This is a genomic window from Streptomyces sp. DvalAA-43 (genome assembly GCF_900091725.1).
In the GTDB taxonomy this organism is placed as follows: domain Bacteria; phylum Actinomycetota; class Actinomycetes; order Streptomycetales; family Streptomycetaceae; genus Streptomyces; species Streptomyces pulveraceus.
The window spans coordinates 266,581-280,826 of the sequence record NZ_FMBW01000040.1 but is presented as its reverse complement, the minus strand read 5'-3'; the positions used below and the strand labels follow the sequence as shown (position 1 = coordinate 280,826).

The window sequence follows — 14,246 nt, the reverse complement described above, 5'->3', positions numbered from 1 at the left end:
GCATCAGGATCCACGGTTGACGACGGGTGAAGCCCGGCCGTCGTAGCGGCTGTCCGGGGCGAACCGCCCACAGCCCGCCATCCAAGTGATAGGTCACCCCGTGAACACTTCACCTCACGAAGAACACTCGGGCGGCGCCCGAGCCACTGCCGGCAGAACCGCCCTGGCCACGCTCGCGGGCACCACGCTGGAGTGGTACGACTTCTTCCTCTACGGAACAGCCGCGGCGCTCATCTTCAACCAGCAGTTCTTCCCCTCGCTCAGCCCCGCCGCCGGCACCCTGGCCGCCTTCAGCACCTTCGCCGTCGGCTTCATCGCCCGCCCCCTCGGCGGCCTGGTCTTCGGCCACTACGGCGACCGCATCGGCCGCAAGGCGACGCTGGTGGTCTCCCTCGTCCTGATGGGGATCGGCTCCACCCTCATCGGCGCCATCCCGAGCTACGACACCATCGGATTCTGGGCACCCGTCCTCCTGGTCACGCTGCGCGTCATCCAGGGCATCGGACTCGGCGGCGAGGGCGCCGGAGCGACCCTCATGTCGATGGAACACGCGCCACCGGGCAAGAAGAACCTCTACGCGGGCTTCCCGCAGATGGGCACACCGGGCGGCCTGGTGCTGGCCAATGTGATCTTCCTGGTCACCAACGCGGTCATGGGCGACCACGCGTTCACCTCGTGGGGCTGGCGCATCCCGTTCCTGCTCAGTTTCGTCCTGGTGGCCGTGGGGCTGGTGATCCGGCTACGGGTGACCGAGTCACCGTCCTTCGACCGCGTCCGGGCCCAGGACCAAGTGGTCAGGTTCCCGCTGGCCGAATCGATGAAGGTCGGCTTCCCCCGGCTCGCGCTGACCCTGCTCGCCGTCGTGGCCAACTCGGCCGTCGCCTATGTGTTCATGGTCTTCACGCTGTCCTACGGCTCCCAGCACCTCGGCTACGACAAGCAGTTCCTCATCGTGAGCGTCACGGTCGCTGCGGCCCTGTGGTTCGTGACCATTCCGGTGTGGACGAAGATCGCCGACCGGCACGGCCGCCGGACCATGTTCATCGCCGGATCCGCCGCCATCCTTCTCTGGTGCGTCGCCTTCTTCCCACTGCTCGATACCGGCAACTCCGCCCTCGCGGTCGTCGCGCTGCTCGGCATGGGACTCATCATCCCGGTCACCCACTGCGTGCAGGGCAGCATCATCGTCGACACCTTCCCCGTCAACGTCCGCTACTCGGGCTCCTCGGTGATCCTTCAGGGCGGCGCCATCCTCGGCGGTGGTCTGGCCCCCATGATCTCCACGGCGCTGCTCAACTCCGGCGGGTCGTCGACCGGGGTGACGTGGTACCTCGTCGGGATCTGCGGCGTCAGCCTCGCCGGGGCCGTCGCGCTGTTCCGCCTGGTGCCCGAGGGCGCGCCCGAGCCGGTCCCGGCGCCGATGGAATCGCTCTCCGGAGGCACCGCGTGACCGGCCCCGCCGTGGTCCGGTCCGGCCCGGTCCGTTACGCCGTCGCCGAGCGCTTCGCGCGGCCCCGCCCGGTGCGTGACGGCGACCGCCCGCCCACCGGCGAGATCTGTCCGCAACTGCCGTCCAGGCTTGACGCGGTGATGGGACCTCCGCTCGACCGGCACCCGCAGGGCGAGGACTGTCTGAACCTGACCGTCACCACACCCGGCCGCGACAGCGCGGCGCGGCCGGTGATGGTCTGGTTCCACGGCGGCGGGTACAGCAGCGGCGCGGGCCTCATGGACTGGTACGACGGCGGGGCACTCGCCACCGAGGGCGATGTCGTCGTGGTGGCCGTCAACTACCGCGTCGGCGCACTCGGATACCTCTGCCTCGACGGGGTGTCCGAGGGCAATCTCGGCCTGTACGACCAGCTCGAAGCGCTCCGCTGGGTGCGGAGGCACATCGCCGCGTACGGCGGCGACCCCGCCGATGTCACGGTCTTCGGGCAGTCCGCCGGGGCGCTCTCCATCCGGCTGCTGATGGAGCTGCCCGAGGCCCGGGGGCTGTTCCGCCGCGCGATCCTGCAGAGCGCGCCGCTGGCGATCGCCACCCGGCCCCGGGCCGATGCCGAAGCCCTCGGCCGGATCTTCGGCGAGCGGCTCGCGGTGCACGCCCCCGGCGACGGCCCGCGTACCGCCGGCCAGGCAGCCGTGCTCGCGGCGCAACGGGACACCGGGCTCGCCCACCGGGAACGTTCCGGCTCCACCCTGGAGCCGCCGTTCGGCCCCGTCGGCACGGCCGTCGCCGCCCCCGGACCGCACGTCCGCGGCCTGGACATCATGTACGGCTGGAACGCGGACGACATGTCGGCCTTCCCCGGAGAGAAGAGCGGGAACGGCGACCCGGCGGAGCCGACCCGGCGGATGTACGCCGAACCGCTGACCGCCCTCGGGCAACAGCTCGTCCGGGCCGGGGCCCGGGTGCACGCCTACCGGCTGGACTGGCGCCCGGCCGGATCGGAGTACGGCGCCACCCACTGCGTGGAACTGCCGCTGCTCCTCGGCTCCCGGGCCGCCTGGCGGGACTCCCCGATGCTGGGCGACACCACCTGGGAGGAGGTGGACGAGCTGGGCAGGGCCGTGCGCGCCACCTGGATCGCCTTTGTCCGCACCGGCCGTCCCGGTGCCGTCGCGCCCCCGCTGACCTGCCGGGAGATCCTCGCCCCACGGCCGTAGCGCCGCGTGGCCCGCCCGGTCTACTGGCTGTCCGCCCCCTCGCTGTCCGCCCCCTCGACGGGGGTCAGCAGCTCGACGACCCGGAACCGCTCGACGACGACCATGGTGTCGTCGTCCACGGTGAATTCCGGGTCGCCGAGCGCCTCCCGCATCTCCTCGCTGTGCCAGAACCTCTCGTGGTCCGCGCGCCACTCGGCGACCGAGGCGTGACCCTCGCCCTCGTCGATCGCGTGCTGGAGGTCCACATCGCCGAGGCGCAGCACCCGCACCTCCGTCACCTCCAGCACCGCGGTCTCCCGGCCGTCCGAGTCGATCAGCGCGGACCGTTCGCCCACCGGAGGCAGCTCCTCCTTCTCCGCCTCGTACTCCGCGAGCAGCCCGGTCGTCGACACCTTCGTACCGGCGAGCACCGCCCCCACCAACCGGTCGCGCACGGGTCCGGGGAAGGCGAGCAGAAAGGCCTTGAGGGGTTCATGGTTCGACATGGCGCCAAGTCTGACATGCCCGCCGGGGCGCGGAGCCGGGCCGAAAGCCCGGCCGGTGTCGTCAACTGGGCTGCGGGTCAGCGGCGTTGGCGGCGGTGCTCGCCGCGGGGATCGCGACGGCCGGGCATATGGCGAGGGCGCCCGCCGACCCGGGGGCATGCCGTGGCATGCGCTCCGGGGCGGTCGGGCGCCCTCGGGCACGGTCACAGCATCGCGCTGTGGGGGGAGGACCGTGCGGGCGGCCGGTCGTCGGGACAGGCCCTAGACGACCAGCGAAAGCAGCAGGATGAAGGCCAGCGAGACCACGGAGATGATGGTCTCCATCACCGACCAGGTCTTGATCGTCTGACCGACGTTCATGCCGAAGTACTCCTTCACCAGCCAGAACCCGGCGTCGTTGACATGGCTGAAGAAGAGCGAGCCCGCGCCGACGGCGAGGACCAGCAGGGCGGCGTGGGACGTCGACATGTCGGCGGCCAGCGGGGCGACCAGACCGGCCGCCGAGATGGTGGCCACGGTCGCCGAACCGGTCGCGAGCCGGATCGCCACGGCGATCAGCCAGCCCAGCAGCAGCGCCGGGATCGACCAGTCCTTGGAGAAGTCCAGGATCATCTGGCCCACACCGGCGTCGATGAGGGTCTGCTTGAAACCGCCGCCCGCGCCCACGATCAGCAGCACACCGGCGATCGGGGCAAGGGACTTCTCGACGGTGGTGGAGAGCCGGCCCTTGGAGAAACCGGCGGCCCGGCCCAGCGTGAACATGCCGACTATCACGGCCGCGAGGAGCGCGATCAGCGGCGAGCCGATCACATCGGTGACCTTCTGGAGGCTCTGCTCAGGATCGTCCACGACGATGTCGACCAGCGCCTTGATCAGCATCAGCACGACCGGCAGCAGAATCGTCGCCAGAGTGGCGCCGAAGCTGGGGCGGCGGTCGAGGTCCTCCGAGGGACGCTGCGGAATCATCTTCTCCGGAGCCTTGATGTCCACCCAGCGCGCGGCGTAGCGGGAGAAGACCGGCCCCGCGATGATCACGGTCGGGATCGCGACCAGCACACCCAGAGCCAGCGTGACACCGAGGTTGGCGCCGAGGGCGTCGATCGCCACCAGCGGGCCGGGGTGCGGCGGGATCAGACCGTGCATCACGGAGAGACCGGCCAGCGCCGGGATTCCGATCCGCATCAGCGAGAAGTTGCCACGCTTGGCGACCAGCAGCACCACCGGGATCAGCAGCACGATGCCGACCTCGAAGAAGAGCGGCAGACCGATGATCGAGGCGATCAGGACCATCGCCCACGGCATCGAGCGCCTGCTCGCCTTCGCGAGGATGGTGTCGACGATCTGGTCCGCGCCACCGGAGTCGGCGAGCAGCTTGCCCAGGATCGCGCCGAGCGCGATGAGCACGCCGACACCCGCGACGGTCGAGCCGAGGCCGGCGGTGAAGCTGGCGATCGTCTTGGCCGGGGCGGCGCCCGCGAACGAGCCGAGCGCCAGCGAGCCGATGGTCAGCGCGAGGAACGCGTGCATCTTGAACTTGGTGATGAGCAGAACGATGACGGCGATGCCCGCCAGAACGGCGATACCCAACTGCGCGTTGCCTGCCGAAGTGATCGGTTCGACGGCGTCCGCTGCCAACATCTCGACGCTGAGACTGGTCACGGTGGTGATCCTTAGTTTCCGAGCCGGCGCAACGCGGCGACGGCTCGCTGGGTGATTTCTTCGGGGGTGCCGGACACGTCGACCGAGACACCGGCCTCGTCCTCCTGCAGCGGCTGCAGGGTGGCGAACTGCGAGTCGAGCAGCGCGGTGGGCATGAAGTGCCCCTTGCGCTCCGCCATGCGCGTCTCGATCAACGCCCGGTCGCCGGTCAGATGGAGGAAGACCGCGCCGGGTGCCTCGGCGCGCAGCCGGTCCCGGTAGACCCGCTTGAGCGCAGAGCTGCTCACCACTCCGCCGAGCCCCGCCCGGCCGTGCGCCCACTGGCCGATCGCGTCGAGCCAGGGCCACCGGTCGGAGTCGTCCAGCGGGGTACCGGCCGACATCTTGGCGATGTTCGCCGCGGGATGGAAGTCATCGCCCTCTGCGTACGGAACGCCGAGTCCGGCGGCGAGCAGGGGGCCGATCGTGGTCTTGCCGGTCCCTGCTACGCCCATCACCACGACGACGTGGGGGGTGCTCATTGGTGGTGCCTCGCAGTCTTCTTCGATGTCTTCCTCGACATCGGTCCGTCGCGCTACTGAAACCTATACGTACGACTTATTCAAGATGCTGTGACATAAACGTCGTACTTTTTGTTCCTGAAGGGTGCCCCGTAGGCTGTGCTCATGACCACACAGGGCCCTGGGCTGCATACACATGTGCTGGACACCCTGGGTCTGGAGATCGCCGCCGGGGAGCACCCGCCGGGGCAGGTCCTGCGCACCGATGAGCTGGCCCAGCGCTTCGACGTCTCGCGCACCGTCGTACGCGAAGTGATCCGCGTCCTGGAATCCATGCACCTGGTCGAGTCCCGGCGCCGGGTCGGTGTGACCGTCCGGCCCACCGAGGCGTGGAACGTCTACGACCCGCAGGTCATCCGCTGGCGGCTGGCCGGCGCCGACCGACCGCGCCAGCTGCGCTCCCTGACCGTGCTGCGTTCGGCGATCGAGCCCGTCGCGGCCGGACTCGCCGCCCGCAACGCCACCCCGGAGCAGTGCGCCGCCCTCACCGAATGCGCGCTCGGCATGGTCGCCACCTCGCGCGGCCAGCAGCTGGAGGGCTATCTGGAGCACGACATCGCGTTCCACCGGATCGTGCTCAACGCCTCCGGCAACGAGATGTTCGCGCGGCTCGGCGATGTCGTCGCCGAGGTCCTGGCGGGCCGCACCCACCACCAGGTGATGTTCGAGGACCCGGACCCGGCCGCGGTCACCCTCCACGTCCGGCTCGCCGAGGCGGTCCGCGAGGGCGACGCCGTGGAGGCGGAGCGGCTGACGAAGGAGATCGCGGTGGGCGCCCTGCACGAGCTGGACGTCCTCGCACCCTGAGCCCGTACCGCCGCGCAGTCCGGCGCAAGCCCGGTGTACGCCCCGGCCGCGCAGTCCGGCGTACGCCCCCGCCGCACCGCCCGCGTCGCTATGGCGCAGTCGTGCGCACGTGCCCCAACCGCGCCGCTGCCGCCGCCAGCACCATCTCCAGCGCCGCCGGATACCCGCTGCGGTCCATCTCCGCGACCAGCGCCCCCGCCGTCGCCGCGATGTTCGGATGGGTCCCGGCCGGGAGCCGGGCGTAGGTGTCCGGCCAGGTCCGCACCTCCTGGGTGCGGGCCCGCTCCGTCAGCACCAGCGTGGACGCGTCCAGCGCCGCGAACGACAGCGTCTGGTCGACGAAGACGTGGTAGATCCGCACCGCCTCGGCATCCGGGAACCCCGCCCCGCGCAGCACCCCGAGGATCGCCTCCACCGACCGGATCTCATGGGTCCGCCCGGTCACCCGGGCACAGGTCAGCGTCGCCGCCTGGGGGTGCGCCAGATAGTCCGCGTGCATCCGCAGGCCGAGGGTGCGCAGATCGGCCCGCCAGTCGCCCGTCGGCCGCCAGCCGCGCATCGTTCGGCCGATCAGCTCGTCGGCCACCGCGAGCAACAGCTCGTCCGTGTCCCGGAAGTACCGGTACAGCGCGCTCGGATCGCAGCCCAGCGCCGCGCCGAGCCGACGCACGGTGAGCGCGGCCGCCCCGTGCTCACCGATCAGCCGCAGTGTCGTCTCCACGATCAGCTGCTCGGACAGCACCGTGCCCTGCTTGGTGGGGCGCCTGCGGCGCCGCGCGCCCTCCGGTACCACCCGCTCGCTCGCGCTCATGGGCGCACCTTATGACAACGCCGTTGACGTGTGAACCCGTCGAAGAGTTCGATGTGCCGCCACCGGGGCCGAAGAGCGCCCCTCGGCGAAGGAGCCTCCGTGATGGACTCACCCACCCCCTACGGCAGCGACCCACCGGCACCGGCGACGCTGAAGAGGAGCCTCGGTGTCGTGGACGGCGTCGTCATCGCCGCGTCCTCCACGGCCGCCACCTCCAGCATCGGCATCGGGCTCGGCGTGACCGCGGGCGCCGTCGGCCTGCATCTGCCGATCATCATGCTGCTCGCGTTCCTGCCGATCCTCGGCATCGCCGGGGCGTACTCCCGGCTCAACAGGGTCGAGCCGAACATGGGCAGCGGCTATGTGTGGGTCGGCCGCTCCCTCAGCCCCTGGCTGGGCTTCCTCGTCGGCTGGATCGGCATCGTCTCCACGGTGGTCTTCCTCTCCTACACCACGACCGTCACGGGCTCCGCCCTGCTCCAGCTCGCCGGCGAGGGAGGGCTGCGCACCCTCGCCGGACTCCACCTCGACCCGGACTCCACCGCCCAGTCGACCGCGCTCGGCATCGTCGTCCTGATCGCCGTCACCCTCACCGCGGTCACCGGCCTCCGGTCCGCCGCCAACCTCCAGAAGTACCTCCTCGTCTTCGAGTACGTCGTCCTGCTCGGCTTCTGCGGCTACGGGCTGTTCATGGGCCCGCACCCCTTCAGCCTCGACTGGATCAACCCGTTCACCATCCCGTCCGGGCAGCAGCTCGCCCAGGGACTGCTGCTCTCCGTCTTCTGCTACTGGGGCTTCGAGTCGACGTTCAGCGTCACCGAGGAGATCCGCGACCCCAGGGACGCCTCCCGGGCCGGTCTGATCACCCTGTTCACCATGCTCGGCCTCTTCCTGCTCGGCTCCTTCGCCTTCCAACGCGTCCTCTCCCTCGACGAGTTGACCGGCCACGGCGCACAGGGCCTCACCTACCTCGGCGACCGGCTCGCCGATCAGCCGCTCGCCGCACTCCCGCTGATCGCCCTCACGTTCTCCGCCGTCGCCTCGCTCCAGTCCGGCGTGATCCCCACCGTGCGCGGCATGTTCGCGATGGGCCGCGACCGCACGCTCGGCCCGTTCTGGACCAGGATCAGCCCGCGCTACGGGACCCCGGCGGCCGGAACCGTCGCGGTCGGCTGCATCGCCGCCGCCCTCGCCGTCGTCTCGCTCGTCATCCCGAAGGTCGGCGACCTCATCCTGGCCTCCGTCAACGCGATCGGCGTCGTCGTCTCGCTCTACTACGCGCTCACCGCGCTGGCCGCCGCCGTCCGCTTCCGCGACGCGCTGCACCACGGCCCGTCCGAGGCGCTGCGCGCCGTGGTGCTCCCCGTGGTGAGCGCCCTCGTCCTGCTGGGGCTCGGCGGCTACCTCTGCTGGACCTTCTACACCTCCGCCGACCACTTCGAGGCCGGCCCCGACAACGGCTGGTTCATGCTCTTCTGTCCGGCCGTCATGCTGCTGTCCGGGGTGGCGGCGGCCGCCTGGGCCAAGTGGGCCAGGAAGTCCCCCTACTTCGTCACCGGCGTCTCCACCGCCCCCGAACCCGCGGACACGACCGCCCCCGAGCCGGTGCCCGACCCGGTCTGACCGCACCCGGCACCTCCAACGAACGGAACCACCCATGCACCGCACCCCCGCCGACCTCGTCCTCACCGGCGGCCCCGTCCTCACCATGGACGCGGCCCGCAGCCGCGCCACCACCGTCGCCGTCACCGACGGCCGCATCACCGCGGTCGGCCACGACGAGGTACGCGAACTGACCGGACCGCGTACCGAAGTCGTCGACCTCGCGGGCCGACTGCTCCTCCCCGGCTTCCAGGACGCCCACATCCACCCGGTCACCGCCGGTCTGGAACTCGCCCGGTGCAACCTCACCGACATCCACACGGCGACGGAGACCGTCGCCGCCGTCCGGGCCTACGCCGACACCCACCCCGACCAGGAGTGGATCACCGGCGGCGGCTGGTCCATGGACGCCTTCGAGGGCGGCGCCCCCACCAGGGAGCAGCTCGACACCGCCGTACCCGACCGCCCCGCCTACCTGGTCAACCGCGACCACCACGGCGCCTGGGCCAACACCCGCGCCCTGACCCTCGCCGGTATCACCCGGGACACCCCCGACCCGGCCGACGGCCGCATCGAACGCGACGAGCGCGGCGAGCCCACCGGCCTCCTCCAGGAGGGCGCCATGGACCTGGTCGCCCGCCACACCCCGCGCTCCACCCCCGCCGACCGGCTGGCCGCCCTGCTCCGCGCCCAACGCCTGCTGCACGCCCACGGGATCACCGCCTGGCAGGACGCCATCCTCGGCGGCTTCGGCTCCATGGACGACCCGGCCGACGCCTATCTGAGCGCCGCCCGGGACGGCTCGCTGACCGCACGCGTCGTCGGCGCCCTGTGGTGGGACCGCGAGCGCGGCGCCGAACAGATCCCCGGACTCGTCGCCAGGCGCGAGGAGCTGAACGCCGGACGCTTCCGGGCCGGCTCGGTGAAGATCATGCAGGACGGCGTCGCCGAGACCGGCACCGCCGCCCTGCTCGCCCCCTACCTCGACGGCTGCGGCTGCGCCACCACCAACCGCGGCACCAGCTTCGTCGACCCCGCCGAACTGCGCCGCCACGTCACCGAGCTGGACGCCCTCGGCTTCCAGGTGCACTTCCACGCGCTCGGCGACCGGGCGGTGCGCGAGGCGCTCGACGCCGTGCAGGCCGCCCGCGCCGCCAACGGCCGTACCGACACCCGGCCTCACCTCGCCCATCTCCAGATCGTCCACCCCGACGACATCCCCCGGTTCCGTGAGCTCGGCGCCACGGCCAACATCCAGCCGCTCTGGGCCGCCCACGAGCCGCAGATGGACGAGCTGACCATCCCCTTCCTCGGCGCCGGACGCGCCGCGCTCCAGTACCCGTTCGGCGCCCTGCTGCGCTCCGGCGCGACCGTCGCGGCGGGCAGCGACTGGCCGGTCAGCAGCCCCGATCCGCTGCACGGCATCCACACCGCGGTCAACCGCATCACCCCCGGCGGCGAGGGACCGGCCTTCCTGCCGGAGCAGCGCATCTCGCTGACCGCCGCCATCGCCGCGTACACGGCGGGCTCCGCCTACGTGAACCACCTGGACGACACCGGATCCATCCGCACCGGCGCCCTCGCCGACCTGGTGGTCCTCGACCGGGACCCGTACGCGGGCCCGCCCGAGGAGATCGGCGCGACCCGCGTCCTGCGGACCTACGTGGGCGGCCGGCTGGTCCACGAGGCCTGAGCCGCGCGGCGGCCCCCGCGGAACGATCCCGCGGGGGCCGCCGGTCCGGGCCGGCGACCGTCAGCCGCCGTGCCCGTGGTGGCCGCCGTGCCCGGCGCCGTGGTCGAACTCCATCGCCTCGGGCGGCATCACGACGAACGGCCGCATCATGCCCATGTCCTCGTGCTCCAGCAGATGGCAGTGGTACATGAACCGCCCGTACGCCCCGTCGAACCTCCCGAGCACCTTCACCATCTGCCCCGCGGGCACCCGGAAGACGTCCTTCCAGCCCTGCTCGTTGGGTGCCGTGGCGATCGTGGTGCCGTGGTCGAACGCCACGGGGGAGCGGGTCCCGCCCACCGCCGGGTCGAAGCCGTCGAGCTCGTACGCCTCCCGGCCCATCACCTGGAAGTCCGCGAGATGGATGTGCATCGGATGCGTCGGACCGCCCAGGTTGAGGAACGACCACTGCTCGAAGGCGCCTTCGCCCACCGTGAAGCCCAGACCGTCGTTGAAGGTCCGCGCGATCCTGCGGTACGTGCGCACCGTGCCGTCCTCGCCCCGGACCTGGACGACACCGTCCGAGGGCACCTGGACGCCGGTGGCGTCCTCGACCTCCGCCATCTCCCAGATCTCCGGGTGACCGCCGCCGCCGACCGTGCCCGGCACCGTCAGCACCACCAGCCGGTGCCCGTGCTCCACCCGGCCGTGCTCGTACCGCCGGAAGGAACCGGACAGCACCTCGGGCAGCTCGAAACCGTCCGGCCGTCCCGTCTCCCGTACCCGGAACTCCATCACCTGCGGGAACGGCACACTCGACGCCGGGTCCGGCACCCCCGGCGCGAGCGTGCCGCGGTTGACCAGCCGGACCCGGCGGCCGGCCAGCGCCGAGAAGTCGATCAGCAGGTCCATCCGCTCGGCCGGGGCGATCGTCAGCCCCGGCAGCACCGCGTCGAAGTCGACCGGCACCGGGCGCGGCAGCAGCCCGCCGTCACTGCCGATCTGCCGGATCACACCCGGCACCGGGTTGTTCTCGTCGTCGACCAGCACCAGATCGTAGATCCGCGCGTTGGACGCGTTGACCAGCCGGAAGCGGTACCAGACGTCGTCCACGTCCAGGTACGGCCAGATGCGCCCGTTGACCGTGGTGTACGGGCCGAGGAACGGCAGCGACACCGGCTTCCCGGTCTCCGGGTCGGCCTCGGTGACCACCGTCGTCTTGTGCAGCAGCCGCCCGTTGAGCCGGCCGTCCGCGTCGGTGTCCAGGTTGCGGTCGGCGAGGATCAGCGGCAGCTCCCGGTCGCCGGACGGCAGACCGAGCGCGTCCTCCTCGTCGTCCCTGATCAGATAGGTGCCGACGAGCCCGGCGTACACATTCCACCGGGTGATGTTCATGGCGTGGTCGTGGTACCACCACTGGGTGGCCTGGTGGTCGTTCGGGTACTCCGACAGCTGCGCGTCGCCGAAGCCGACCGCGTTGTCGGCCCAGCCGTCGTTGCCGCCACCGGTCTGCGCGCCGTGCAGATGCGTCACCGTCCAGGCGGGCAGCGCGGCGACGTCCGCGTTCGGCTCGACGCCGTCGCGCCCGGGACTGTTGTGCGGTGCCGGCTCGTCCGGCTTGACCGGGCCGACCTCCACCGCCGTGACCGGGTACTCGCTGCCCCTGGGGATGCGGTTGGTCCAGGCGATCCTGATCCGCTCCCCGCGCCGCACCTCGATGGTCGGGCCCGGCACCGTGCCGTCGTACCCCCACATCAGGGTCGGCGGCAGCTGCGCGTGCAGGCGCACCCAGGCGGGTGACAGGGTGATCTCGGTCTCGCGGAGCACGTCAACGCTCTGCGGGCGGAGCACCGGCGGGACGGGCAACGCGTCGGTGTACGGCACGAGTCCGCCGACCGGCGCGCCGAGCGCGGCCGCTGCGGGAGCCGGTCCCGGCTCGTCGGTCCGCCGGCCGGTCTTCTCCGTGGTTTCGGTGATCTCGGTCAAGGCTTTTCCCCCATGATCCGTCATTCCACTGCTGGTGGACCACGCGACCCCTGCCCCCGCAGGTACTGATTCGGCGGCCCCTGCGTATCAAAGGACCGCCTGGAAACCGCCGGAGTTCAGCGATACGCCCCATCTGACCGAAAGCGGTACATCCCACCGGGTGTACCGCAGCCGTTTCCCGCCAACGCGGCGCGCCGCCGTGACACCCTCACGGGGCGTACGGTTGTTCGCGTTCGATCTTCGCGAAAAGACGGAAACAGGGAGACCACGGTATGTCGCAGCAGGTGCAAGGGGTCATCGCACCGGGGAAGAACGAGCCGGTACGGATCGAGACGATCGTGATCCCCGACCCGGGCCCCGGCGAGGCCGTGGTGAAGATCCAGGCGTGCGGCGTCTGCCACACCGACCTCCACTACAAGCAGGGCGGGATCAACGACGAGTTCCCCTTCCTGCTCGGCCACGAGGCCTCGGGCGTGGTGGAGTCCGTCGGCGAGGGCGTCACGGACGTCGCGCCCGGTGACTTCGTCATCCTCAACTGGCGTGCCGTGTGCGGGCAGTGCCGCGCGTGTCTGCGTGGCCGCCCCTGGTACTGCTTCGACACCCACAACGCCAAGCAGAAGATGACCCTGCTCGACGGCACGGAGCTGTCGCCGGCCCTCGGCATCGGCGCGTTCGCCGAGAAGACCCTGGTCGCCGCCGGTCAGTGCACCAAGGTCGACCCCGAGGTCTCCCCGGCCGTCGCCGGGCTGCTCGGCTGCGGAGTGATGGCGGGCATCGGAGCCGCCATCAACACCGGGCAGGTCGGCCGCGGCGACTCGGTCGCCGTGATCGGCTGCGGCGGTGTCGGCGACGCGGCGATCGCCGGGGCCCGGCTGGCCGGCGCGGCGAAGATCATCGCCGTGGACATCGACGACCGCAAGCTGGAGACGGCGAAGACGATGGGCGCCACGCACACCGTCAACTCCCGCTCCACCGACCCGGTCGAGGCGATCCGCTCCCTGACCGACGGCAACGGCGCCGACGTCGTCATCGACGCGGTCGGCCGCCCGGAGACATACCAGCAGGCCTTCTACGCCCGCGACCTCGCCGGCACCGTCGTCCTGGTCGGCGTCCCCACCCCCGAGATGCGGCTGGAGCTGCCGCTCATCGACGTCTTCGGGCGCGGCGGCTCGCTCAAGTCCTCCTGGTACGGCGACTGCCTGCCCTCGCGCGACTTCCCGATGCTGATCGACCTGCACCAGCAGGGCCGGATCGACCTCGCCGCGTTCGTCACCGAGACCATCGGACTCGGCGACGTCGAGCAGGCCTTCGCCCGGATGCACGACGGCGACGTGCTGCGCTCGGTGGTGGTCCTCTGATGGCCCGCGTCGACCACCTCGTCACCTCCGGCACCTTCGCCCTCGACGGCGGGGAGTGGGACGTCGACAACAACGTCTGGATCATCGGCGACGGCACCGAGGCGATCGTCATCGACGCCGCCCACGACGCCGACGCCATCGAGGCCGCGCTGAACGGCCGTACGCTGCGCGCCATCGTCTGCACGCACGCGCACAACGACCACATCGACGCGGCCCCGGCCCTGGCCGACGCCACCGGCGCGCCGATCCTGCTGCACCGGGACGACCTGCCGCTGTGGAAGCAGACCCACCCGGACCGCACCCCGGACGGCGAACTGACCGACGGTCAGGAGCTGACGGTCGCCGGAACGACCCTCACGGTCCTGCACACCCCCGGCCACGCCCCGGGCGCCGTCTGCCTGTACGCCCCCGGGCTGTCCACCGTCTTCACCGGGGACACGCTCTTCCAGGGCGGCCCCGGCGCCACCGGACGGTCCTTCTCCCACTTCCCGACCATCGTCGCCTCGATCAGGGACCGACTCCTCGCGCTCCCGCCGGAGACCACCGTCCGCACCGGACACGGCGACTCCACCACCATCGGCGCGGAGGCCCCCCACCTGGACGAGTGGATCGCCCGCGGCCACTGACCACCGCGGGCGC

General features: G+C 71.5%; 12 protein-coding genes. 7 read left to right on the top strand and 5 right to left on the bottom strand.

The genetic code is table 11. The features are described 5' to 3' along the window. The first annotated feature begins 163 nt into the window (after positions 1–163). Together GA0115234_RS13870 and GA0115234_RS13865 are read left to right on the top strand one after the other, a co-directional pair. The gene (locus GA0115234_RS13870; protein WP_176729164.1) at positions 164–1,450 is read left to right on the top strand and encodes an MFS transporter; all 1,287 of its coding nucleotides are present in this window, start codon (positions 164–166) and stop codon (positions 1,448–1,450) included. After that, on the top strand, positions 1,447–2,667 hold the full coding sequence (locus GA0115234_RS13865; RefSeq protein ID WP_093541362.1) for a carboxylesterase family protein: 1,221 nt from the start codon (positions 1,447–1,449) through the stop codon (positions 2,665–2,667). The genes GA0115234_RS13870 and GA0115234_RS13865 overlap by 4 nt, the downstream gene beginning before the upstream one ends. 20 nt (positions 2,668–2,687) lie before the next feature. On the opposite strand, the gene GA0115234_RS13860 is transcribed toward GA0115234_RS13865, so the two are convergent. From GA0115234_RS13860 to GA0115234_RS13850, 3 genes are all read right to left on the bottom strand, one after another. Further along, positions 2,688–3,152, bottom strand: coding sequence for an ASCH domain-containing protein (locus GA0115234_RS13860; protein ID WP_093541360.1), 465 nt, complete (start codon positions 3,150–3,152; stop codon positions 2,688–2,690). A gap of 261 nt (positions 3,153–3,413) precedes the next feature. After that, a complete protein-coding gene (locus GA0115234_RS13855; RefSeq protein ID WP_093541358.1) occupies positions 3,414–4,811 on the bottom strand; it encodes a GntP family permease in 1,398 nt (465 codons plus the stop codon). 11 nt (positions 4,812–4,822) lie between these two features. Further along, on the bottom strand, positions 4,823–5,332 hold the full coding sequence (locus tag GA0115234_RS13850) for a gluconokinase (RefSeq protein WP_093541357.1): 510 nt from the start codon (positions 5,330–5,332) through the stop codon (positions 4,823–4,825). Positions 5,333–5,476: 144 nt separating this feature from the next. Here GA0115234_RS13850 and GA0115234_RS13845 point away from each other — a divergent pair, with 144 nt between their 5' ends. Continuing rightward, complete coding sequence (locus GA0115234_RS13845) at positions 5,477–6,178, top strand: FadR/GntR family transcriptional regulator (RefSeq protein ID WP_093541355.1); 702 nt, start codon at positions 5,477–5,479, stop codon at positions 6,176–6,178. 88 nt (positions 6,179–6,266) lie between these two features. On the opposite strand, the gene GA0115234_RS13840 is transcribed toward GA0115234_RS13845, so the two are convergent. Beyond that, the gene (locus tag GA0115234_RS13840) at positions 6,267–6,989 is read right to left on the bottom strand and encodes a TetR/AcrR family transcriptional regulator (RefSeq protein WP_093541353.1); all 723 of its coding nucleotides are present in this window, start codon (positions 6,987–6,989) and stop codon (positions 6,267–6,269) included. Between the two features lie 102 nt (positions 6,990–7,091). Here GA0115234_RS13840 and GA0115234_RS13835 point away from each other — a divergent pair, with 102 nt between their 5' ends. Both GA0115234_RS13835 and GA0115234_RS13830 read left to right on the top strand, forming a co-directional pair. Then, on the top strand, positions 7,092–8,612 hold the full coding sequence (locus GA0115234_RS13835) for an APC family permease (protein ID WP_093541352.1): 1,521 nt from the start codon (positions 7,092–7,094) through the stop codon (positions 8,610–8,612). Between the two features lie 34 nt (positions 8,613–8,646). Next, entirely contained in the window at positions 8,647–10,284 is a 1,638-nt protein-coding gene (locus GA0115234_RS13830) for an amidohydrolase (RefSeq protein ID WP_093541350.1), read from the top strand. Between the two features lie 60 nt (positions 10,285–10,344). Here GA0115234_RS13830 and phsA read toward each other — a convergent pair whose 3' ends face one another. Next, positions 10,345–12,240, bottom strand: a complete 1,896-nt coding sequence (gene phsA, locus GA0115234_RS13825; protein ID WP_093541629.1) for an O-aminophenol oxidase PhsA — start codon at positions 12,238–12,240, stop codon at positions 10,345–10,347. 281 nt (positions 12,241–12,521) lie between these two features. On the opposite strand from phsA, the gene GA0115234_RS13820 reads away from it, so the two are divergent. Further along, on the top strand, positions 12,522–13,607 hold the full coding sequence (locus GA0115234_RS13820) for an S-(hydroxymethyl)mycothiol dehydrogenase (protein WP_093541348.1): 1,086 nt from the start codon (positions 12,522–12,524) through the stop codon (positions 13,605–13,607). Then, a complete protein-coding gene (locus GA0115234_RS13815; RefSeq protein WP_093541628.1) occupies positions 13,604–14,233 on the top strand; it encodes an MBL fold metallo-hydrolase in 630 nt (209 codons plus the stop codon). Before GA0115234_RS13820 ends, GA0115234_RS13815 begins: the two co-directional genes overlap by 4 nt. Positions 14,234–14,246: the final 13 nt, after the last annotated feature.

Excerpts from the sequence above, each read along its gene's own strand:
- GA0115234_RS13860 (WP_093541360.1), bottom strand. The coding sequence starts at position 3,152 with ATGTCGAACCATGAACCCCTCAAGGCCTTTCTGCTCGCCTTCCCCGGA.
- GA0115234_RS13850 (WP_093541357.1), bottom strand. The coding sequence starts at position 5,332 with ATGAGCACCCCCCACGTCGTCGTGGTGATGGGCGTAGCAGGGACCGGC.
- GA0115234_RS13845 (WP_093541355.1), top strand. The coding sequence starts at position 5,477 with ATGACCACACAGGGCCCTGGGCTGCATACACATGTGCTGGACACCCTG.
- GA0115234_RS13840 (WP_093541353.1), bottom strand. The coding sequence starts at position 6,989 with ATGAGCGCGAGCGAGCGGGTGGTACCGGAGGGCGCGCGGCGCCGCAGG.
- GA0115234_RS13835 (WP_093541352.1), top strand. The coding sequence starts at position 7,092 with ATGGACTCACCCACCCCCTACGGCAGCGACCCACCGGCACCGGCGACG.
- GA0115234_RS13830 (WP_093541350.1), top strand. The coding sequence starts at position 8,647 with ATGCACCGCACCCCCGCCGACCTCGTCCTCACCGGCGGCCCCGTCCTC.
- GA0115234_RS13820 (WP_093541348.1), top strand. The coding sequence starts at position 12,522 with ATGTCGCAGCAGGTGCAAGGGGTCATCGCACCGGGGAAGAACGAGCCG.